The organism is Lentzea albidocapillata, from assembly GCF_000719115.1.
Classification (GTDB): domain Bacteria; phylum Actinomycetota; class Actinomycetes; order Mycobacteriales; family Pseudonocardiaceae; genus Lentzea; species Lentzea albidocapillata.
In genome coordinates, this window is the sequence record NZ_JOEA01000034.1 from 1 (window position 1) to 20410 (window position 20410).

17 protein-coding genes are annotated in these 20410 nt (G+C 68.0%); 9 read left to right on the forward strand and 8 right to left on the reverse strand.

All coding sequences use genetic code 11. The annotated features are described in order from the left end of the window. Positions 1 to 106 precede the first annotated feature (106 nt). Positions 107 to 703 (forward strand): sensor histidine kinase, encoded by a 597-nt coding sequence (locus IG04_RS47855; protein WP_051771793.1) that lies wholly within the window; start codon positions 107 to 109, stop codon positions 701 to 703. 54 nt (positions 704 to 757) lie between these two features. Next, complete coding sequence (locus tag IG04_RS0139585) at positions 758 to 2845, forward strand: M6 family metalloprotease domain-containing protein (RefSeq protein WP_030481894.1); 2088 nt, start codon at positions 758 to 760, stop codon at positions 2843 to 2845. On the opposite strand, the gene IG04_RS0139590 is transcribed toward IG04_RS0139585, so the two are convergent. Both IG04_RS0139590 and IG04_RS0139595 read right to left on the reverse strand, forming a co-directional pair. Continuing rightward, the gene (locus IG04_RS0139590) at positions 2842 to 3318 is read right to left on the reverse strand and encodes a hypothetical protein (RefSeq protein WP_030481895.1); all 477 of its coding nucleotides are present in this window, start codon (positions 3316 to 3318) and stop codon (positions 2842 to 2844) included. The genes IG04_RS0139585 and IG04_RS0139590 overlap by 4 nt on opposite strands. An 84-nt stretch (positions 3319 to 3402) precedes the next feature. Further along, complete coding sequence (locus IG04_RS0139595) at positions 3403 to 4032, reverse strand: TetR/AcrR family transcriptional regulator (protein WP_245815949.1); 630 nt, start codon at positions 4030 to 4032, stop codon at positions 3403 to 3405. 80 nt (positions 4033 to 4112) lie between these two features. Here IG04_RS0139595 and IG04_RS0139600 point away from each other — a divergent pair, with 80 nt between their 5' ends. From IG04_RS0139600 to IG04_RS0139610, 3 genes are all read left to right on the forward strand, one after another. After that, positions 4113 to 4928 carry an oxidoreductase gene (locus tag IG04_RS0139600; protein WP_030481897.1) on the forward strand — a complete coding sequence of 272 codons (816 nt, stop codon included), beginning with the start codon at positions 4113 to 4115 and terminating at the stop codon, positions 4926 to 4928. 1 nt (position 4929) lies between these two features. Beyond that, positions 4930 to 5964 carry an NADP-dependent oxidoreductase gene (locus IG04_RS0139605; protein ID WP_030481898.1) on the forward strand — a complete coding sequence of 345 codons (1035 nt, stop codon included), beginning with the start codon at positions 4930 to 4932 and terminating at the stop codon, positions 5962 to 5964. A gap of 206 nt (positions 5965 to 6170) precedes the next feature. Beyond that, positions 6171 to 8135: a tetratricopeptide repeat protein gene (locus IG04_RS0139610; RefSeq protein WP_030481899.1), complete on the forward strand. Its 1965-nt coding sequence runs from the start codon at positions 6171 to 6173 to the stop codon at positions 8133 to 8135. On the opposite strand, the gene IG04_RS43375 is transcribed toward IG04_RS0139610, so the two are convergent. Further along, positions 8059 to 9771, reverse strand: coding sequence for a hypothetical protein (locus tag IG04_RS43375; RefSeq protein ID WP_169746036.1), 1713 nt, complete (start codon positions 9769 to 9771; stop codon positions 8059 to 8061). The genes IG04_RS0139610 and IG04_RS43375 overlap by 77 nt on opposite strands. 106 nt (positions 9772 to 9877) lie before the next feature. On the opposite strand from IG04_RS43375, the gene IG04_RS0139620 reads away from it, so the two are divergent. Next, positions 9878 to 10327 carry a hypothetical protein gene (locus tag IG04_RS0139620; protein WP_030481901.1) on the forward strand — a complete coding sequence of 150 codons (450 nt, stop codon included), beginning with the start codon at positions 9878 to 9880 and terminating at the stop codon, positions 10325 to 10327. A 77-nt stretch (positions 10328 to 10404) separates the two neighbouring features. Further along, a complete protein-coding gene (locus tag IG04_RS0139625) occupies positions 10405 to 12417 on the forward strand; it encodes a tetratricopeptide repeat protein (protein WP_030481902.1) in 2013 nt (670 codons plus the stop codon). Here the strand turns inward: IG04_RS0139625 and IG04_RS43380 are convergent. Then, positions 12351 to 14036, reverse strand: coding sequence for a hypothetical protein (locus tag IG04_RS43380; RefSeq protein WP_084400938.1), 1686 nt, complete (start codon positions 14034 to 14036; stop codon positions 12351 to 12353). The genes IG04_RS0139625 and IG04_RS43380 overlap by 67 nt on opposite strands. A gap of 129 nt (positions 14037 to 14165) precedes the next feature. Continuing rightward, positions 14166 to 15071 carry an AAA family ATPase gene (locus IG04_RS44650; protein ID WP_051771800.1) on the reverse strand — a complete coding sequence of 302 codons (906 nt, stop codon included), beginning with the start codon at positions 15069 to 15071 and terminating at the stop codon, positions 14166 to 14168. A 314-nt stretch (positions 15072 to 15385) separates the two neighbouring features. Here IG04_RS44650 and IG04_RS43385 point away from each other — a divergent pair, with 314 nt between their 5' ends. Together IG04_RS43385 and IG04_RS0139645 are read left to right on the forward strand one after the other, a co-directional pair. After that, positions 15386 to 15985 carry a hypothetical protein gene (locus tag IG04_RS43385; RefSeq protein WP_159460433.1) on the forward strand — a complete coding sequence of 200 codons (600 nt, stop codon included), beginning with the start codon at positions 15386 to 15388 and terminating at the stop codon, positions 15983 to 15985. Between the two features lie 119 nt (positions 15986 to 16104). Beyond that, entirely contained in the window at positions 16105 to 17283 is a 1179-nt protein-coding gene (locus IG04_RS0139645; RefSeq protein WP_169746037.1) for a hypothetical protein, read from the forward strand. Between the two features lie 6 nt (positions 17284 to 17289). Here the strand turns inward: IG04_RS0139645 and IG04_RS0139650 are convergent, their stop codons facing one another. Genes IG04_RS0139650 through IG04_RS44655 form a run of 3 tightly spaced genes read right to left on the reverse strand, consistent with a single transcriptional unit; the run spans position 17290 to position 20142 of the window. Next, positions 17290 to 17958, reverse strand: a complete 669-nt coding sequence (locus IG04_RS0139650) for a response regulator (protein ID WP_030481907.1) — start codon at positions 17956 to 17958, stop codon at positions 17290 to 17292. Next, positions 17943 to 19040 carry a hypothetical protein gene (locus IG04_RS0139655; RefSeq protein ID WP_051771812.1) on the reverse strand — a complete coding sequence of 366 codons (1098 nt, stop codon included), beginning with the start codon at positions 19038 to 19040 and terminating at the stop codon, positions 17943 to 17945. Before IG04_RS0139655 ends, IG04_RS0139650 begins: the two co-directional genes overlap by 16 nt. Beyond that, positions 19033 to 20142 (reverse strand): sensor histidine kinase, encoded by a 1110-nt coding sequence (locus IG04_RS44655; RefSeq protein ID WP_144065219.1) that lies wholly within the window; start codon positions 20140 to 20142, stop codon positions 19033 to 19035. Before IG04_RS44655 ends, IG04_RS0139655 begins: the two co-directional genes overlap by 8 nt. Positions 20143 to 20410: the final 268 nt, after the last annotated feature.

The window sequence follows — 20410 nt, forward strand, 5'->3', positions numbered from 1 at the left end:
CCGGCGGCGACAGAACCGAGGCGCTGCACCGAAACCGCCGCGACGAACACGATCCCGGCGACCAGCGCGACCACGAGGCCCACGGCGAGAACGGAGGCGCACCCCGTTGACCAGCCTGCGCACCAACATCGACCTGCTGGTGCGCAGCGAACGCACCGGCCGCGCGCTACCGCAGCGCGCGGAGGTCCTCGACCGCCTGCAGGCCCAGAGCCAGGAGTTCAGCGACCTGGTCACCGAACTCGTCGTGCTCGCCCGCGACGACCGGGAACTGGCCGGCGAACCCGTCGACCTGGCCCGTGTGATCGACCGGGCGGTCGAGCGCGCCCGCAGCCGTGCCCACGACCACCTCTTCGACGTCGACCGCGCCGAGTGGTCGACCGTCGGTGACGCGGGCGCGCTGGAACGCAGCGTGCTCAACCTGCTCGACAACGCCGTGAAGTTCTCCCCGGCGTGCTCCACGATCACCGTTCGCTCGAAGCCTGGCTGGCTGACCGTCAGCGACGAGCGGCCCGGAGTGCCGTTCGAGCACAGGAGCTCGGCCTTCGAGCGGTTCTGGCGCGCGCCCGACGCCCGTGGCCTGCCCGGATCCGGTCTGGGGCTGGCGATCGTGGCGGACGTCGTGGCGGTGCACGGAGGCAGCGTGCGGTTCGTGCCGAGGCCGCGCGGTGCGTCCGTTCGCGTCGATCTGCCCGAAATCCGTTGACTGGCAGACGATCGACGGTGGTTGCCGTGGCCTGCTCTGCACCACGGTGAGGGCATGGAACGCACACACCGGCGCCCTGCCTTGCTGATCACCGCGCTCCTCTCGATCGCGATGTTCAACGCCGGCAACTCGGCCGCAGCTCCTCCGGAAGAACCGTCGAACCACTGGCAGTACAACCACTGGCCGCAGCAACAGCCGTGGCAGGAGTCCAGGGACTCCGCCCGCGTGCTCGCGCAGGCCGGTTTCCCCGGCCCGATCGACCCGCAGAACTGGGTCAACCCCGACCACATGACGTGGGAACGGGACTACAAGAAGATTCCCGGTACGAACTGGGCCGACCCGTCGGTCAAGGGTTCGGTGCGCACCTTCAAGGGCGCGCTGGTCCTGCTGGACTATCCGAACCAGCCGTTCGTCGTCACGCAGGCGAAGAACTCCACGGTGTTCGGCAACCCCAGCGCCGAGGCCGGCGACGTGCCGCGTGCGCAGGTCGGGCAGTTCTACCAGGACTTCCTCAACAAGCCGAACGGCCTCAACCGCGGTCACACGGTGCACGAGTACTGGATGGAGACCTCGGGCGGGCGCTACGGCGTCGATCTGAAGGCGTTCGGCCCGTACCTGATGCCGGGCAAGGACCACGAGTACGCCATGGAGTTCCAGGGCGGAACCGGTTGCCCCGCGGGCGATTCCTGCAACCGCAACATCCGCACCGACGGCCGTGCCGCGTGGGTGGCCGACGTCGGCGCGGAAGTGCCCGCGGGCTACGACTTCGTCTACTACCTGTCGGCGGGCCAGGACGAGTCCGGCACCTGGCAGGAGTTCGGGATGATGAAGTTCCGGACCAAGGAGGACGTGACCGACGCCTTCGGCCCGCCGGATCCCGCGCTGCCGAACTGGTCGAAGACCCGTTACGTGGACTGGACGTCGTGGGCCGCGGGCTCGTCGATCTGGCCCAACGCGGGCGGCGGCTCGTCCACCCAGGCCGAGAGTTCCGGCCAGGGCGTGTACGCGCACGAACTGAGCCACATCCTCGGCATCGGCGACAACTACAACAACCCCTACGGCAGCCCGCCGCGCCGTGACTACAGCGGCCCGTGGGACATGCTGTCGCGCGGCTCGTTCAACGGCCCTGGCGGCCCGCACTCCCGGTGGACGATCCCGGCGACCGGCGGCGGATCGCTCGGTGCGCAGCAGACCCTGCGCAACAAGATCAAGCTCGGCATCGTGGACGAGAAGAACGTCCTGCGGTTGTCGCGCGAGGCCCTCGCCAGTTCCGGCACGGTCATCGCGAAGATCACCGCCCGCGAGGTCAACCCCGGCGCCACCGGCCTGACCGGCATCAACCTCGCGCTGGGCACCGGCGACAAGTCCCCGTCCTGCAACGTTTCCACCAATCCGTTCTGCGACGGCGGCGGCTACCACAACTACACGCTCGAAGTCGTGGACCGGATGGGCGCCGACTCGTTCACCCCGGACTCCGGCGTGATGCTGGCCAAGACCAAGAACGTCGACGCCGCACCGTTCACGTGGGTGATCGACGCGAACCCGCAGGACATCGGCATGACCGACTACGTCCTGCCCGACGGCACCAAGGTCCCGATCACGATCGGCGACTACCGCCAGCTGTCCGACGCGCTGTTCCACGCGGGCACGAACTCCGGCAGCGAGTTCGAGTTCGTCGACACGGCCAACCGCCTGCACTTCTACGTGCTGGAGCTGCAACGCGACGCTCGAGGCGTGCTGTCGTACACGGTGGCGATCCGGTCGCTCGACGGTGCCGGACCGCAGCAGCGCGGCGTGCGGGTCAACCCGACCGCGGCGCGTGCCGACTCGTCAGGTGTGGCGACCTGCCGCTTCCCGCTGACCAACACCGGCCGCACGGCACCTCCCGGTGGACAGCACCCGGAGCCCGTCGACCAGTACCTCGACGGTGACGTCTACCGCGTGACGGCGAAGGCTGCGGACGGCTGGACGGTCTCGGTGCCGAACGCGCTGGCCACGGCCAGGTTCGGCGGGCGGGTCGACGTTCCGGTGCACGCCCAGCGCAACGGTGGGCCGATCATGTCCAAGGTGACCTTGACGGCTGTGTCGGAGAGCAACCCCGGCAGGTCCGCGACCGCGACCTGCACGGTGACCGGCCGCTAGCGGTGACGGCTCCGGGCCGGCCTCCGCCGGTCCGGAGCTACCCGCTGCTGGGGAACCGGTCCGGAAGTCAGCATCACGAAGCACCCCGTCAGCAGCACGGTGCCGCACGTCAGCCACGTCAGCGTCTGGACCGTCGAGATCGGGGCGATCACGCCGATGCTGAACAGCAGCAACGGCATGCCGAGCGCGTAGCAGACGCCGGCCGCGAACGTCCGGCCCGAACCGTTGACCAACAACGGCACCGCGGCTGCCGCAGTCAGGACCGCGAACACGAGCCACGCGTACGTCAGCCCGGTGTGCAGCGCGATGGTGACGTCGAGCCCGTCGTCCGCGCGGATCACGGACTCCAGTTCGGGCGCGTAGCTGAACCCGACGGCGGCCCTTGTCCCCGCGGCGACGGCTGTGAGCAGCAACGACGCCCCCAGGATGGTGCGACCGCGCCGGACGGGATCGACTCGCTTCCTGGTGTCCACGCACCCCAGTCTGTTGGCAGTCGCCGGTCGCGTGGCGCCGCACACGCCCAAGTGCACTCAGTGGTGGTACGGGATGGAGGCGCGTCACTTCCCGGAGGTGGCGCTTTCGCCGTCCAGCACCGCCAGCGCGTTGCGGATGCCCTGCTCCAGGAGGTCATCGGCGAGCTGCCGGTCGGTCAGAGCGCGGGACAGCTGCAACGTGCCGACCATCAGGGCGTAGACGCTGAGAACCGTGGTGCGCGCCGACTGCGGATCCGCTGGTGCCAGGCGGGCGGCGAAGTCGTCCATGATCGCGAGCATGCTGTCGGTGTAGACCTGCCTGGTCGGCTCTCCGCACCGGCCGATCTCGTCGAGCAGCGCCGCGGACGGGCAGCCCTCCTCCGGGTTGTCGCGGTGCTCGGGGGAGAGGTAGGCGCGGACGATCTGCTCCACTCCGGCGCGGCCGGGTGCGCCGGCCGCGAGTTGTTCGCGCTGGTCGCGCAGCTGGTCGGAGACCGCGGTCGCGACCAAGTCCTCTTTGGACTCGAAGTGCGCGTAGAAGGCACCGTTGGTCAGTCCCGCGTCCGCCATGAGCGTGGCGACGCCGGAGCCGTCGATGCCGCTGCGCTTGAACCGGCGGCCCGCCGTCTCGATGATCCGCTGCCTCGTCGCCAGCTTGTGCTCTTTGCCGTACCGCGCCATGTGCTCCTCCGGCCTCGATGTTAGTACGATCATAATCTAAATCTGCCGGATCTCTTGCTTCGGACCCAAGTCCCATCTTATGGTCGTACGGTCATAATGCAAAGGAGCTCACGATGACAGCAGCACCGCAGGTGGCGCTCGTGACGGGCGCGTCCTCAGGCATCGGCAAGGCCGCCACGCTCGCACTGGCGAACGCCGGCTTCCGTGTGGTCGGCACGAGTCGCGACACCTCGAGGATCACCCCCGCCGACGGCGTGACGTTCCTGGACCTCGACGTCACCAGCGACGAGTCGGTCGCCGCCGTCGTCGGGCAGGTGCTCGAACGGTTCGGGCGCCTCGACGTACTGGTCAACAACGCCGGAGTCGGTGCCAACGGCGCCGCGGAGGAGATCTCCGTGGCCCAGGCGCAGACGGTCTTCGACGTCAACGTCTTCGGCCTGATGCGCATGACGAGGGCCGTCCTGCCGCACATGCGCGCCCGTTGCAGCGGCCGGATCATCAACGTCTCGTCGGTGGCCGGGTTCGTCCCCAACCCGTTCATGGCGGTCTACGTCGCGACCAAGCACGCGGTCGAGGGGTACTCCGAATCCCTGGACCACGAGGTCCGCGAACACGGCGTTCATGTCGCGCTCGTCCAGCCCGGCCCCACCAACAGCCCGTTCGACGCCAACATGGTGCAGGCGGACAGCCCGCTGCCGGTCTACGCGCACCGGCGCCGCGTCTACGACGACGTCATGGCGGAGTCGATGCGAGGCGGCGACGATCCCGCGCTCGTCGCCGGGGTGATCGCCACGGCGGCCACCGACGCGAAGCCGAAGCGGCGCTACACCGCGGGCTCGACCGCCGCGCGCGTCAGCGTGCTCCGTCGCGTCGCCCCCGCGTGGGCCTTCGACAGGAGCGTCCGCAAGCTCAACCGGATGGCGGGCTGACGTGCGGGCGTTCATCGTCGACCGCTACGGGAAGAGCGGCAACACCCTCCGAGCGGGCGACATGCCCGAGCCGGAGGTGGGTGAGCACGACGTGCTGGTCCAGGTCCACGCGGCGGGCGTCAACGCCCTGGATCTCAAGATCAGGGACGGGGAGTTCAAGCTCGTCCTGCCCTACCGCCCGCCGTTCGTCCTGGGCAACGACGTCGCCGGCGTCGTGCTCCGTATCGGTGCCGGAGTGCGGAAGTTCAAGCCCGGTGACGAGGTCTACGCGCGACCGGACAAGGACCGGATCGGCACCTTCGCAGAGCTCATCTCCATCAGCGAGGACGACCTGGCGCTGAAGCCGAGCCGGCTCACGATGGAGGAGGCGGCCGCCATCCCACTGGTCGGCCTGACCGCCTGGCAGGCCTTGGTCGAGATCGCCGACCTGCAGAAGGGCCAGAAGGTCTTCATCCACGCCGGTGCCGGCGGGGTCGGGACGTTCGCGATCCAACTGGCGAAGCACCTGGGCGCCACCGTGGCCACGACGACCAGCGCCGCCAACGTCGACCTGGTCAAGCGGCTCGGCGCCGATGTCGTGATCGACTATCGCAAAGACGACTTCGAAACCGTCCTGCGCGACTACGACGTGGTGCTGAACAGCCTGGACAACAAGACTCTCGAGAAGTCACTGCGCGTACTGAAGCCCGGCGGAAAACTCATCTCGATCTCCGGCCCGCCGGACCCCGCCTTCGCCAGGCAGCTCGGCAAGCCGTGGATCCTGCGACCGGTGATGCGCGCCCTGAGCCACCGCGTCCGGAAAGCGGCACGGCGCCGCCAGGTCAGCTACTCGTTCCTCTTCATGCGGGCGAACGGGAAGCAACTGGGTGAGATCACCTCGCTCGTCGACGCCGCGATCATCGAACCGGTCGTCGACCGGATCTTTCCCTTCGAGGCGACCAACGACGCCTTGGCGTACGTCCAAACAGGACGCGCCAAGGGCAAGGTCGTCGTGAAGGTCAGGAGCTCGTCCGGGGAGGAGCCATCACGACCGTGATCACCGCTTGCCAGAACACGCCGACCCAGACCTGTTCTTCACCCGGACGGCCAACAGCAGCTCCGCGGCGAAAAGACGCTGACTCCGTTCGGACGTTACTGTGGCCGTTCTGATGATGTTGCTCAGGGGAGGGCCAAGTGGGGAGCGTCGTAGTCGGTCCGCGTCGTGCGCATCCGTTTCTGAACCGTGTCGGCGCACGGACGGAAATGAGCAAACTGTTCGACGAGCGGCGGGCGGAGGGACGCCCCTGCCTGGTGTATTTGCACGGCCCGGACGGAATCGGGCGCACGAGCTTGGCCAGCGAGTTCTTCCACGAGCACCGGTCGGCGTTCGACGACGCCTACATCGAGGTCGCTGCTCGTCAGCCTGACGGCAAGCTGGTGCAGCAGGGGGAGATGCTCGGACAGGCGCTGCGAGGTCTGGGTGTGGCCGACGCGGACCTGGCCAGTTCGGACGCTGCCCGTGCGGAGGCGTTCCAGCGGCTGTCCGCGGGCAAGCGGTTCCTGATGCTGATCACGGACGTGGCGAGTGCGGAGCAGGTCACGAGGCTGATCCCCAACTCGTCACCGGAGGCCGCGGTGGTGGTGACGGCTCGGGTGATGTTGCGCGAGTTGTTCCAGCACGACTTCGCGGACGTGCCGTTGAACAGGTTGCCGCGTGCGGAGTCGAGGGAACTGCTCCTGGCCGCCATCGGTCCGGGCGCGGCCGAGTTGCCTGCCGAGGTCATCGATGAGCTGACCGAGATCTGCGACGGCTTCCCGTTGTTGATCCGGATCCTCGGAGCGCAGCTCACGAGGCGGCCGCAGCGCGCCGTGGAACGGTATCTGCGGGAACTGCGAACCTCTGATGAAGCGCTGCTGGCCATGGACCATTCGCAGCGTGTGACGAGGTTCCTGAACGCCACCTTCAGCCTGGTGCGCGACCTGCAGCTCGCCCTGCGCCGCCTGGCGTTGCTGCCCGGCCCGAGGTTCGGGGCCGACGCTGCGGCGGTGGCGCTGGACGTCGACCGCGATCGGGCCGAACAGGTGCTCGACGAGCTTTCCGATCTCAACCTGCTGGTCTACGACGGGGATCGGGACAGGTATTCGTTCTACCGGGTCGTGCGTGCGCACGCTCTGCGTCTCGCGCAGGAGGTCGACGGTCCCGAGGTCGTGAAGTCGGCGGTCGAGAGGATCACGACGTGGTATCTCCGCGAGGCGATCCCGCGGGATGCGGCACTGGCGAACCGGTGGCGAGTCGGTCCCGAGTTCGACAGGTATGTCGCGGCCAAGCCGGTTCCGTTGCCGCGGGAAGACGCCACGGCCTGGTTCGATGTCGAATGGCCTTCGGTCGTTGCGTGCGTGCGCGCCGCACACGAGCAGAATCTGCATGACGTCGCGTGGCAGCTCTGTGTCGCGGTCTTCAAGTATCTGCACCTGCACGGGCACGTCGACGTGTGGCTCGACAGCCATCAGCTCGGAGTGCGTTCCGCGGAGGCGAGCGGAAATGTGGCGGGTCTGATGCAGGTCACGTCACAGCGGGGCGCCGCACAGCTCGCCGTCGGGAACACGACGCTCGCGCGACAGGACTTCGAGGCCTCGCTGCGTGCTGCCATCAAGGCCGGACACAGCCACGGCGAGCAGAGCGCGTGGGAGTGGCTCGGCAAGACCGCTGCCGCGGAGCGCGATCTGGAGATGGCGTTCCGCTGCTTCGACGAGTCCGAGGCGGTTGTCGACCGATCCGGGCAGGCGATCGGAGAACAGCAACGGATCCGGATGCGGGCGCTGCTGGCCCTGCACCGCGCGAGGGCATGGGTGAAGCTGCGGGCCTGGGACCGCGCGGCGAGCGTGGCGGCCGCGGTGATCGAGCACTTCGAGTCGGCCCACGAGACCGACAACCACGCCAAGTGCCTGCTCGTACTCGGGGACGCCGCCCTCGGCACCGGTGACCCTGCCGAAGCCGCACGACACTACCGCCAGGCTGCCAGGTTGTTCTCCCACGACCAGACCGTTCGTGCCGAGGCCGGCGCCCTGCGGCAACTCGGTGCTGCCTTGCAGGCCGGGCGCGACTTCCGGGGCGCTGCCGAAGCTCTCCGGTCGGCCATGGAGCTGTACATCATGCTGGGGGACGCCGAGACGGATGCGGTGGACGCACTTCTGAGGCAGGTGGAGGAGGAAGGCCGGGAGGGCTGAGCGCTACCTCGATCTGGCGGCTGCCGATCCGTAGCGTTGCCCTGCCGGGTAGTGCCTCCCACGTGCGGCCGGCGGAGAGCCAGGCATAGATCGCGGACGCGCAGGCGACGGATTCGTCCACATCGGACAGACCGTGTGCGACAACGCCTTTGTCGCGGTGTACGACTTCTTCGCCCGTTACCACGAACCCGCACGTCGGCCGGCGAGTGAACGTCTCGCCGGCCTCGCCCAGATCCTTGAGCATCACGATGGCCGCGTTGCCGTGCAGATCTCGGCGGGGATGCGCCTGCTCCACCACCAGGTGCCGGTCGGTGGTGTTCGGGGGCTGTTCGTCACGGGCGTCGACGTCCGCCGGCCACCTCGTCACCTCGGCCTCGTGGTCGCCGTGCCACTGTACGGCGGCCCACCACGCGGCGACCGGGATCCGCTCGGGCAGCAGTGCGTCCGCGGCATACGGTGGGACCAACGGCGCTCGCGGCGGCTCGGTCAGCGCCATGAGGTCGTAGAAGGCCTTCCTCAGCACGGCTGCCGATGAGCCCGGTAGCGAGGTCGCGAGCTCGCGCACCTTGCTGAGCTGGCCGGCGTCTGCGAGCGCGGCGTCGAACTGCGGGAGGAAGGCCGAGACGGGGTCGAGCCGCCTCGCTGTGCGTCCCAGCTCGCCCATCGCGGACCTCTCGGCGATCTGGTCCTCAGGAAACGAAGCCAGCAGCGTCGCCCGCCCAGCACAGGCCGCGTATCCGGTTACCGCGCCGAAATCTCCGACCACCACGTCGGCAGCCAGCACTGCCTGCTGCCAGCCTTCGGCGGGAGGAACCAGCCGCAGACCCGCGCGCAGGCAGTCGCCGAGCCACAACCTGATCTGCGCGGGTCCGTGCGCGAACCACGCGTTCGGGTGGAGCACGGCGGCCACGACATGCCGGTCACTCGGCAGCTCGGCCAGCAACTGCGCGATGAGATTCGGGTTTCGCCCCAGCAGGGAGTCCGGGCCCCAGGTCGACGACACCACGACGACCGTCATGTCGTCGTCCGCGCCCAGCGCGCTTCGGTACTCGCGGCGCCGCGGTTCGCTCACCGCCATCCGGTCGAAGCACGGATCGCCTGCCACTATCGCGGCGTCCAGCGCCTCGGGAACCGCATCGGCCAGGCGGGCGTACTGCTCGTCGTGCGACAGGACGACAGCGCGGGGGACTACCGCGCCGTTACGCACCAACCCGTCGCGTGACAGGCCGTAGACGGAGCGGTTTCCGGTTTCCGGTTTCCGGTTTCCGGTTTCCGGTTTCCGGTTTCCGGGTGAGTATTTAGTGTAGCCAATTCCGTGCGAAAGAATCACGAGCGGAGCCGTGATGTCGTGCAGGTTCCCACTATTGTGTACCGAAAGTGCGAGGTCGAACTCGGTTACGGTCGCCTGTTCCCAAGGCATGACCAGCGCACCCATCGCGGCGAGGTGTTCCTCCACGCCGTTGGTCACCGCAGACGCCTGCGGACACGTGTAGATGATCTGGACCCGCTGGTCGCTGTCGAACACGGGCACGATGTCGGCCAGGCGGTTGAGGGCCGTCACGGTATGGGCGACGGCCAGCACCGACCGTTCGGCGGCCACCGTCCGCCACCGGGGACCGTGAGGTCCGAGCGGCACCTTCAGCCACCGGCTTGACGACACAATCCACTCCCGCAGAGGCTCAACTCCCGCTCACCGTACCTGGCATCCCACGACGTGATCACGAAATCGGTACGGTGCTCACGTGACTCCGATCTGGGTGACGATGCTCGTGGCCGTGCTGAGTGTCTTCGGCGCGCTTGGCGCCCAGTGGCTCAACACGATGCGCGCCTTCCGTCTCGCCGAAATCGAACGACGCGCCAAGCGCGAGGAACGCCACCAGCAGAACCGTGAAGACACCTATGCGAAGTTCCTGGTCGCGGCCCGAGCCCTGCGTCCTGCGCTGCGTTCCGCCGCCGGCACCGGCGAAGCGGCTTTGGCCGCACTCCGCGACGCCGCCGCCTACATCGAGCTGAACGCTCCCGAACTCGCCGACAGGGCACTCGCGGCGGTGCTCGACTCGGGGGAACGGTGGGCTGAGCTCGTGCTGACCAGTCCGGCGACCGCTCCGGTGATCAAAGAGGCTGATGAGGAGTTCCACCAGGCTGTCCGCACCATGCGCGATCTCATGCGCAACGACCTCGCCAGCGAATGATCACAACGCGTGCCGTCGTCGTCACGCGAGCGATAGGCTGACTGGATCGATCTTTGCCGGAGCGTGGGAGGCGCGGCATGGCGGGCGAGCCCGACGTGACGAACATGGTGGAAGGATCGACGTTGCCACGACCGCGTCAGCTGCCTGGAGCGATCACGAAGCTGGTCAACCAGAAGCGGACACTCCGTGCGCTCGACGAGGCATTGGCCGCGGTGACCTCCGAGGGCCCGGTGATCAGGGTGCTGCGCGGCCAGCGCGGTAGCGGCAAGACGACAGTCGCTGTGCGTTGGCTGCACGACCGCGCGGATCGTTTCCCCGACGGGCAGCTCTACGCGAACCTTGGTGCGTGGACCGATCAGGTGAGCGCGCCGAGCGAGGTGCTGGCCGGATTCCTGGGCGCGCTCGGGGTCGACCGGGCACAGATCCCCGCGGACCTCGAGGCGCGGCACAACATGTTCCGGACATTGACCCACGGCAAGCGCTTCCAGGTGATGCTCGACGACGCCGTGACGCCTGCCCAGGTGCGCGCGCTGCTACCGGGCAAGGGCGCCTCGCTGGTCGTGGTCACCGGTCACGGGGCGTTCGGCACCCTGTTGCAGAACAACGCCGCTTTCGTGGACGTCGAGCCGCTCGAAGCCGAGATGGCCGTAGAACTGCTGCGCGTCTTCGCGGGGGATCGCGTCGATGGTGAAGTCTCCGCTCGTGATGCCCTGGTGGCCATGTGCGCGGGTTTGCCTGCCGCGTTGTGCGTGGTCGGCGTGCTGCTCGCGGAGTCACCGGACATGCCGCTGGCGGAACTGCTGGACGAACTGAAGGACCCGGCGACGGGAATCACGCGCGTGACCGTGGGCGGCGAGCCGTCGCTGGGCACCGTGTTCGACGCCGGATACCGCAGGCTCAGCCGCCTCGGCCAGCGCTGCTACCGGGCGATCGGCCTTCATCCGTACGTCGATGACCTGTCTGTGGCGGTGCTGGCGGCCGCGTTGGGGATCTCCCCGGCGGAGTTGCGTCCGGTGATCCGCGAACTTCGGGACATGCGAACGATCGACCAGCCTCGCACCGGCAGGCTGACCGTCCACAAGCTGGTGCACGAGCACGCGCGTCTGGTGGCCGACACCGTCGACGACGCAGCGCACCGTCTTGCCGCTACCCGCTCGATGGTCGGGTGGTACGTGACAGGAGCGGTCACGGCGGCCATCGGGTTGTTGCCACCGCGGTCGTGGCGTGGCGGGTTCCTTCCCGAATCCGTTGTGGACGGAGCACATCCAGCTTCGGCCGATCCTGGCGCGTGGCTGCGGGCCGAGCGGGTGAACCTGCGGGCGGCGGTGACCGTCGCGTTCGAGCTAGGTGAGCTCGAATCCGTTCTGCGGTTGTGTGTCTCGCAGTGGTGGTTGTTCCTGGCGGAGAAGTACGCCGATGACCTGGTGGCCACCCACGCGCTCGGCCTTCGCGCCGCAGACCACCTGCGCGCCGATCGGGAGAAGGCACTTCTGCTGGTGCAACAGGGTTTCGCGTATCGCAGCCTCGGCCGGTTCCGTGACGCGGTCGACTCGTGCACCGCGGCGATCCAGCTCGCGGAGGCGGCCGGCAACGTGGAACTGGTTGCCACGGCGCTGGAAGGCGCCGGCTTGGCCGCGTTCGACGGCGGCGATCTCACCAGGTCGGCGTCGTGGTTGAGGCGCAACCTGGAGCTGGCGGAAACGACCCGCGACCCGCGACGTATTGCGCTGGCGTGCCTGCACGGAGCCAAGCCTGAACCGTCCGAGCAGGCGCTGGTGCTGCTGGAACGAGCCTACGAGGGATTCCGATCGCTACCTGTGGCTGAGCCGCAGAACTTGGCGAAAGTGTTGCTGTGGCAGGGCCGCAAGCTCGGCGCCGAAGGTGGTCCGCGGTTGCGGGAAGCACTCGCCCTGGCGACCGAGCACAAGCACCAGGTCGATCGGGCGGAGATCCTGGAAGCACTGGCGCAGCTCGAGACCGACCGCGACGTCGCAGTCGAGCTGTACCGCGAAGCGTTGACGATCTACGAGGAGCGCGGGCTGCTCCATTCCGCGCTGGCGACCCGGCAGAGGCTGGCCGAGCCGGCTTGACCTGCTTGCAGGCGAACGAGAGCAGGGAAGTCGGCGACCCGCCGGCCTTCCCGCAACCAGGCCAGCACGACGACCGACCAGACCCTGCCGTCACCACCCGCCGACGTGAACTCCACGAACCCTGCGTCCCGTGTACCCACCACCCAGGTGCTCCCGTTGACAGGCATGGTGGCGAGCACAGCACCCGGAAACGCGTCGAGTGTGTCCGCGATCCAGCCATGCGCGTCGCCCGGCTGGTCGTGCACCACTATGTCGGCCAGTTCCAACTGAGCCGAGCAGGGTTCGCCGGTGCTGACCATCAATCCCGCGCCCGCCGGCAACGGCGCCACGTCAGCGGTGTACCGCACCAGGGCAGCGGACAGCTGATCCTCGGCAATCCGCAGGTCCGCCCGCACGATCTCGACGGCCGGAGGTCGCGGCGACAGTTCGGGCAGCGGAACGACACGGGTGAGAGCCGGCGCTTCGGGCTCTGGTAGGTGGAGCAGGCGATAGAACTCCGCGCGAAGCAACCGCGCCGCCTCACCGGGCACCGACGTCGTGAACCTGGTGATCTCCTGGTGGGTCCGGCCGCGCTCGATCGCGGCGCGCACCTGCTCGCCCAACGGCCGACGAGGGGTGAGCCGGTCCGCCGCGGCGATGAACATGCCGACCGGGGAAGCAGGATCGACCGCATCCTCCGGCCACGTGGCCAGCAACGTCGGCTTGCCCAGCGCGGCTCCGTAGAACGTCACTGAGCCGTGATCGCCGACCACCAGATCGGATGCGATCAATCCCGCACGCCAGCCCTCCTCCGGAGGAACGAGCACCACCCCGCGACGACGGCAGTCGTCGAGCCACATCTCGACCTGCCAGGGGGAGTGGTGCGCCCAGATGTTGGGGTGCAAGGCAACCGCGACCGCGAACTCGTCCAGCGGCAGTTCATCGCGCAGCTCGCGCACCAACTTCGGTGCGGTGCCGTACAGCGACTCCGGACCCCAGGTGGACGAGACGAACACCAGTTGTTGTCCCGGCTGCAGACCGAACGCGTCGCGGTACGTGCGGCGCAGCGGCGCACTCGCGAGCATCCGGTCGAAACACGGATCACCCGCGACAACGGCCACGTCGAGCGCTGCCGGACAGGAGTCTCTCAGCCGCTCGACCTGCTCGTCGTGCGAGAACACCAGTGATGAGGCGATGGGTACGCCCCCTGACAGCAACCACTCAGGTGCCAGGCCGAATACCGGATTCTCGGATTTCCGCGTTTCCGCACTCAGATATTTGTTGTACCCCATTCCGTGGGGCAAAATGACAACAGGGCTGTCCAGCTCGTGCAGGGGACCGCCGTGACTTGTCGATATCGTGAGATCGACCCTGCGCTCCGCGAGCTCTGACCACCCGACCTGGTGCACTCGATTCCTGTCGAGGTGCGGGTCGACATCCCTCCCGAACGGGGACGAGCCCGTGCAGGCGAAGATCACCTCGACCCGATGGTCCGTCGCCAGCAAGGGCAGTACGTCGAAGAGCCTGGTCGCGGAGGTGACGTTGTGCACCACGCCGAGCACCGTTCGTTCGGGTCGGCGCGTGGTCCAAACGGGATCGACGGCGGCATCAGGAACGGCCGTCGGCCGTGCGGTGAACACGATCGACGATCATAACTACCCCTCGTCCAGCGGGTTGATCTCAACGGATTTCAGGTGAGCCGGCCGTGTTCGAAATGCGTCAGCGCGAGTGAGGCTTTGACGATGTCTCAGATCCTGCGTGGGCTGCCGTCAGGCGATGATGTGCCGTATGACTGCGGCAAGGGACCGCTCACGTGGTTGAACGGTATCCAGTGAGAGCGCTTCCCCGGCCCAGCAGGGAAAGCTTGCCAGTCGCTGCTGCACGTTGTGCCAGTCGCCCGAGTCGTGCCAGCCGGCGATGCCGCGGCTGCGGCCTTCGAGCCTGGCACGGTGGACTTGCGGGTCGGAGCATCGGCACACGACCACACGGAACTCCGCACCGGCCCGGCGGGCCAGGCTACGCCAGCGTTCCCTGGTCGCGACCTGTTCGGTGGGGTGATCGAGGATGACGGACTGTCCGGCGACGAGTTGCCGGAGAGCGAGCGTGGTCAGTACCTCTTCGGCTATCGCCAGTGGATCCTCGAAATGACGGCCGCCGAACGGGGTCAGCGCGCCGAGCAGCCAGTCGGTGGCGAAGACCGGAATCCCCAGCTCGGCGCCCGCGGCGTCGGCCAGGGTGCTCTTTCCGCTGCCAGGCAACCCGGAGAACACGACCAGCCGGGCATCCGTGGCGACGGACGGTAGGTCGTAGTCGGTGAAATCGGCCGGCAATCTCGGTGTCAGATCGGTCGGCACCAGTCCGGCAACCCACGTGGATGCGATTCGATACGGCCGTGCGGCCTCGACGACGCAGGAAACGACATCAACGGTGCCGTCGTGATGGCGGATCCGTGCCCGCGCGGTGGTCTCGCCGACGTCGAGACCGACCACGACGACCGGCGCGTAGTCGGCAGCTCGACCGCGGGTGACCTCGACGTACCGCTCGGGCGGGACGACAGCGGTGAACGCAGCCGCGAGCACGTCGGACGCGTCAGTTCCCCAGCCCGGTTTCCCATCCAGGCCGTCGAGAATCCATTCCAGCCGCGCCAGGGCAGGACTGGCCGCGAAACGTTGCACTGTTCTCCCGGGCAAGGTGGTTGAGGCGAGCCGATCAAGCCTAGCGAACCTGCCCGGAGACAGGCCGGACGTTCGCCCACGACTGAAACGTCATCGGGCTGCGGGCTGAGATAACGCAGGTGGCCGTGTCAGGTGAACACCCGACATGCGAGGGCGGCCGGGCGTCTTAATGTAATCCTTGTAAACGGACTGCAGGTTCCAGGACTAGAGGGGTCTGATCGTAGCCACCCATGTGGTCACGATCAGTGGATTTGTGCGCGTTTCGCGCCTTTTCCTTGGGGTCACTGTCCACCGGTTACAGAGTGGGGTCAAGCATGTCCAGAATCGGGCGAATTCTCGCCTCGTCCATGGTGGCCACCGTCGTGGCAGGAACGGCAATGGCCGGCCTGCTCGTCGCGCCCGTCCAAGCCGCAGAGACGGACCCGACGAGTGAGGTCGGCACCGCTTCCTCTGGTGGCGGCGACTGCACGAAGAAGGCGGTCGGAAACGCGAGGAACAAGGGGGATATCTTCCACTCCTACGCCAAGAACGTGGTCGCACACAACCACGTCGGCATCTACTACACGACGAAGACGATCGTGGAAGCGCCTGGCAAGGACCAGAAGAGCAAGTCCGTCACGGCATCCACGCTGAAAAAGTGTGGCCCGATCTACAAGATGTACGTCGACACCAAGCAGGCCAACCGCGACAAGGCCGCCAACCACGCCTACAACAAGTTCCGAGACCTGCCGTACGACGGGAACTTCCTTGACAACAAGGACAACAGCAACGGGAAGCTGAACTGCTCCGAGCTGGTCTGGAAGGCGTACAAGCACGGTGCGGGCATCGACTTGGACAGCAACGGCGGGGAAGGCGTCTACCCCAACAACATCAAGGATCACAGCAAGACCGTGGTCTACGCGACCATCAAGTAACGACCTTCGATGAGCGGTGCGGCCTGCCGGGTGCGGGCCGCACCGCCCACCGCCTGAGAGGATTCGGCCCGGTGCGCCTTCCCCGACTCGTTGCGCTCGCTGCCTGCGCAATCCTGGCCGTGACGGCCTGCACCTCGCCGGGCGGTGGGGCAGAGGTGAACATCGCAGATCCCGATGTCGTGAAGCTCGGCGAAACCGTCGTCGCGTTCTACCTCAGCCCGGACACCTCCGTCGACAAACCGAAGGAAAAGCGGCCCGCCTACCTGGTCCTGGTACAGGCAGACGGCAGCACACGCCTGATCGAGACTAGCGGCATGGCCGAGCCGCATATCGCGTGGTCGGACGCCGGGCTGTTCTTCAGTGACGACGCACGCGACTACATCCTCGGCAAGGACGGTCTGGCTCGCTTCGAGAACAAGAAGGCAGGGCACCAGCAGTCGGCTTTCGCGCTGCCCGGCAACAAGGGTTTTGTCGCGGTCTACAACGAAGGCTTCTCCGAATCCGGCTACACCAACCAGGTAGCCGTCACCACTTCGACCGGTTCACTGCTCTACAACGTCGAAGGAAACTACTTCATGAACGCGCTGTGCGACGGCGTCCTCAATGGAATCGCCACCGACAGCGGCGCTCATTTCGCCGACTCGGCCAAGATTCCCGGCATGCGCTCGAAGGTTGAGCCCGGTGCTCAGCCGGAGTTGCTTTCCCAGCTGTATCCGGCAACCGAAGGACAGGAAAAGGCCCTCGCCTGGCGAGGAGTCTTCGATGCGGGAGACCACAACCGTCACGTGCCATGCCACGACGGTGTCATCCCGTTCCTCTCCGATTATGCCGACGCCGACGGCAAGCCCCACCTGACCATCGTGTCGTGGAACACCGGCAATGGCGAGTACACCGAACAGCCTCTCGTCGACGTCCAAGGACGACCCATCGCCGAGAAACTGATCGACCCCGAGACGTTCTCCCAGAAGTCCTACGACGACTTGGCGGTCCTCGATGGCCACCTCGAATGGCTCGCCGCCGATGGCCGGATCATGAGCACCGAAATCGCCTCCGGAATCACCAGGCCGCGGTTCGACACCAGGTTCGTCTCGGGCAGCGATTCGTCCAGTCAGGCGATCTTCACGGACCGGTCGATTCACCTGATCCAGGAGACGTTCGACGGCGAGACGCCCATCAGGATCAAGAAGTTCGACCGCGCCACCGGAAACCTGGTCACCGAGATCGCCGTGCCAGGCCTGGCGGAACAGCTCGGCATAGAGTTCAACGTGCGGGGCGCGGCCGTTCCGCCCGCCGCCTGACCCGCCTCACGGCGCGGTCTCGTTCAGCTCGGCCAGCGTGATGACGCCGTCGTCCAGCGCTCGGGTGATGAGCTCGCTCTTGGTGCTCGCGGCACGTCCGGCGCTCGCGTACTTCACCCGGACCCTGGCGATGTAGGTGTCGACGGTCTTCGCGGTGATGTGGAGCTTCGCGGCGACGAGTTCTTTGGAGGAAGAGGCGAACCACGCTCGCAGCACCTCGGTCTCGCGCGGCGACAGACGCGGCCGGTCCGGGGTGTCGTCCGCGGCGAGCGCGCCGGACAGCGACGGCGCGGTGTAGCCCCGGCCCTCGGCGGCGGCCCTGACCGCGGGGACGAGGTGCTCGGGGCCTTCGCGCTTGGTCAGATACGCCAACGCGCCGAGGTCGATGCATTTGATCGCCGTGACGTTGTCGGCGTGCTGCGAGTACACGACCACACGCCGTCCGCTGTCGACGAGCCGGCGCAGCTCACCGAAGTCCGGTTTGCCCGGCACCAGTTCCAGGTCGAAGATCACCACGTCGGCGTCGGCGCCCTGGCCGGTCCACACACCGGCGAGGCGGTCGCCCGCGTCGATCAGACCGATCGGCGGATCGGCCTGATCGCACCAGTAACGCACGCCCGCCGCGATCGCCGCGTGGTCGTCCACGATCACGGCTTTGATCAACTCGGCTGCCACTGGGCCTCCATCCACACCGTTCCCCCATTGCCGAAGATCTCGATCCGCACGTCCGGCGTCGCCGGCGACGGCACCGTGTACTCGGCGCAGTCCGCGACCACGTTGACCGACACCGAATCGGCGCTGCCGACCACAGTGACCCGCGCCCACGAGCCCGCCGTCGCAAGCGCGGTGAGCGCGGCGTCGGTCAGGTCTCGCCGGACGGCCACCGGCGGCGTCGGCCACTGGCCGCGCGCATCCAGTTCGACCTCGACCCCTTTGTAATCCGCGATCTCCGCGCAGTGGCGCAACTCGTGCAGCAGCGGGTTGCCGACCGTGTCCGTCTCGGCGAACAGCCGGCGCATCCGGGCCGCCTCGGTGGCGCAACTGCGCTGCACCACCGGATCCGACGGCTCGAGCGACCCGTCGGCGAGACCGGTCAGCAGCGGCACGGCCGTGCCGCTCAACTCGGCGAACCGCTGGGCGCGGCGTCGATGCGCGGCCGACGCGGCAGCCTCCGCGGTCCGTGCCAGTTCGAGCTCACGGGCGGCCCTGGCCGCCTCGGCGGCGATCCCGCCCAGCACGGCCGCCACCACGGCCATGAGCAGCGGCAACCCGAACACCGTCACCGACCCCGTGGTGAACCGCACCAGCGCCGCCCGGTCCACCTCGTGGAACACCAGCAGGTTTGCCAGCGCGAGCAGTTCGTGCGTCACCAGGAACGCCAGAAAAGTCCTAAAAGGACGATCGAGCAGAACCACGGCCCCGGCCCAGTTCGCTGCTCCGAACAGCCAGTCCACCGTGGTCGACGTCATGCCGTCCGGCAAGGTCAGGTAGGACAGCGCGGACGCGCCGAGCACCACGGCGATGGCAATCCGGCGCCCATTACGCCAAGGTCGCCGCCGCACGACGAGCACCGCCTCGGTCGCCAGCACCGCGGTCAGTGCCGCGTAGGCGGCGAACTGGGCCGCCGGGTAGTCGTGGAACTCCAGGCCGTGCACCAGGTGGATCAGGCCGAGCACGTTCACCGTCAGCACGGCGAGGATCAGGGTGGCGATCCGCAGACCGCGCTGCAGCTGTGCCCTCGTCTCGTCGTCACTCATCGGACCGCCACTCCAGCCACACCACAGTGCCCGCCCCCTCAGCCGAGATGATCGTGGCCTTGCCGCCGACCCGTTCCATCCGGCCGTGCACGGACTCACGAAGCCCGCGGCGGGCGGCCGACGCCCCCTCGGTGACCGCGAACCCCTTGCCGTCGTCGGAGATCTCGACACGCAGCGCGCTCGGATCGCCGTGCAGCCGGACCTGCGCCCGGTCCGTCCCGGCGTGGCGGCGCACGTTGTTGAGGGCCTCTCCGACCGCGCCGGTGATCGCACCCGCCACGTCGAACGGCAACGGCAACGTCCGCGGCGCGTCGAGCTCGACGGTCAGATGGCCGGCGTCGAGACCGGCGCGCAACAGGTCGACGAGATCGGCCTGTTCCGGCCTGCGCCCACCGGCGGAGGAACGCAGCCGGGCCAGATCACGGCGGGCCTGGGGCGCCAGCCAACTGGCACCCGCCGGCACCTGCCCGGTACCGACCATCAGCAACGTGGTGGCCGCCGTGTCGTGCAGGGAGTTCGCGAGCTCACGCTCCTCGGCACGAACGGCCGCAACCACCGCAGCCTCGCGACGTGCCCGTTCGGCCTCGGCGCCCATGCGGTCGGCGCGTTCCGCCGCGCGAACGACGACCGTCCAGGCCGCCCTGGACATGCCCGCCATCACCAGCACCCATATCAGCGACGACGTCGGGTTCTGTCCGGCCACGGCAAAGACGACGAGCATCGAGCCGCCGGTCACCAGCGCCGCGACGATGCCGTGCAGCGGCGCGGTGTACCACTGCCACGTCACGCACGCGAACGTGATCAGCAGCCGCAGCCACGCGGTGTTGCCGTCCTCAACCGCGCCCGTCCAGAAGGAGCTAACGCACAAACCCAGCAACACAGCCACATCCAGGGCAACCGGCACCGTGGTCGTCCGCCCCAGCCACCCCTGCGCACACGTCCAGATCACGGCGACGGCAACCGCCAGCGCCGTAGCCGTGAACTTGCCGCCCGAGGCCTGCAGCAGGGCGACCGCTCCGATGGGCGGCAGGGTCGCGACGCGGACGGCGACGGCGTAACGGCGGCCGAACCCGTCCAGCAACCGCACAGCTTCGCCAGCCATCCGTCCCCACCGATCCCAACCGGGCATACGCCGCACCGAGGACGTTACCGGTCAAGACGCGGCTAGCGCTGGCAGTTGCCACAACCGAACTGGGACAAGAACTCTTCGACACCCTGACCCGCGCCTGTCTGTCAGATGCGATCGCCAAGATCGTGATTGCCGCTCAGTCAGCTGCCGGTGCTGGTCCCAGGTTGAGCCGACCTCAGCGGCCAAGTGTGGCCGGCGGGCGGTCGGTTTCGCGTGTTCGTCCTCAGGCCACCAGGTGTAC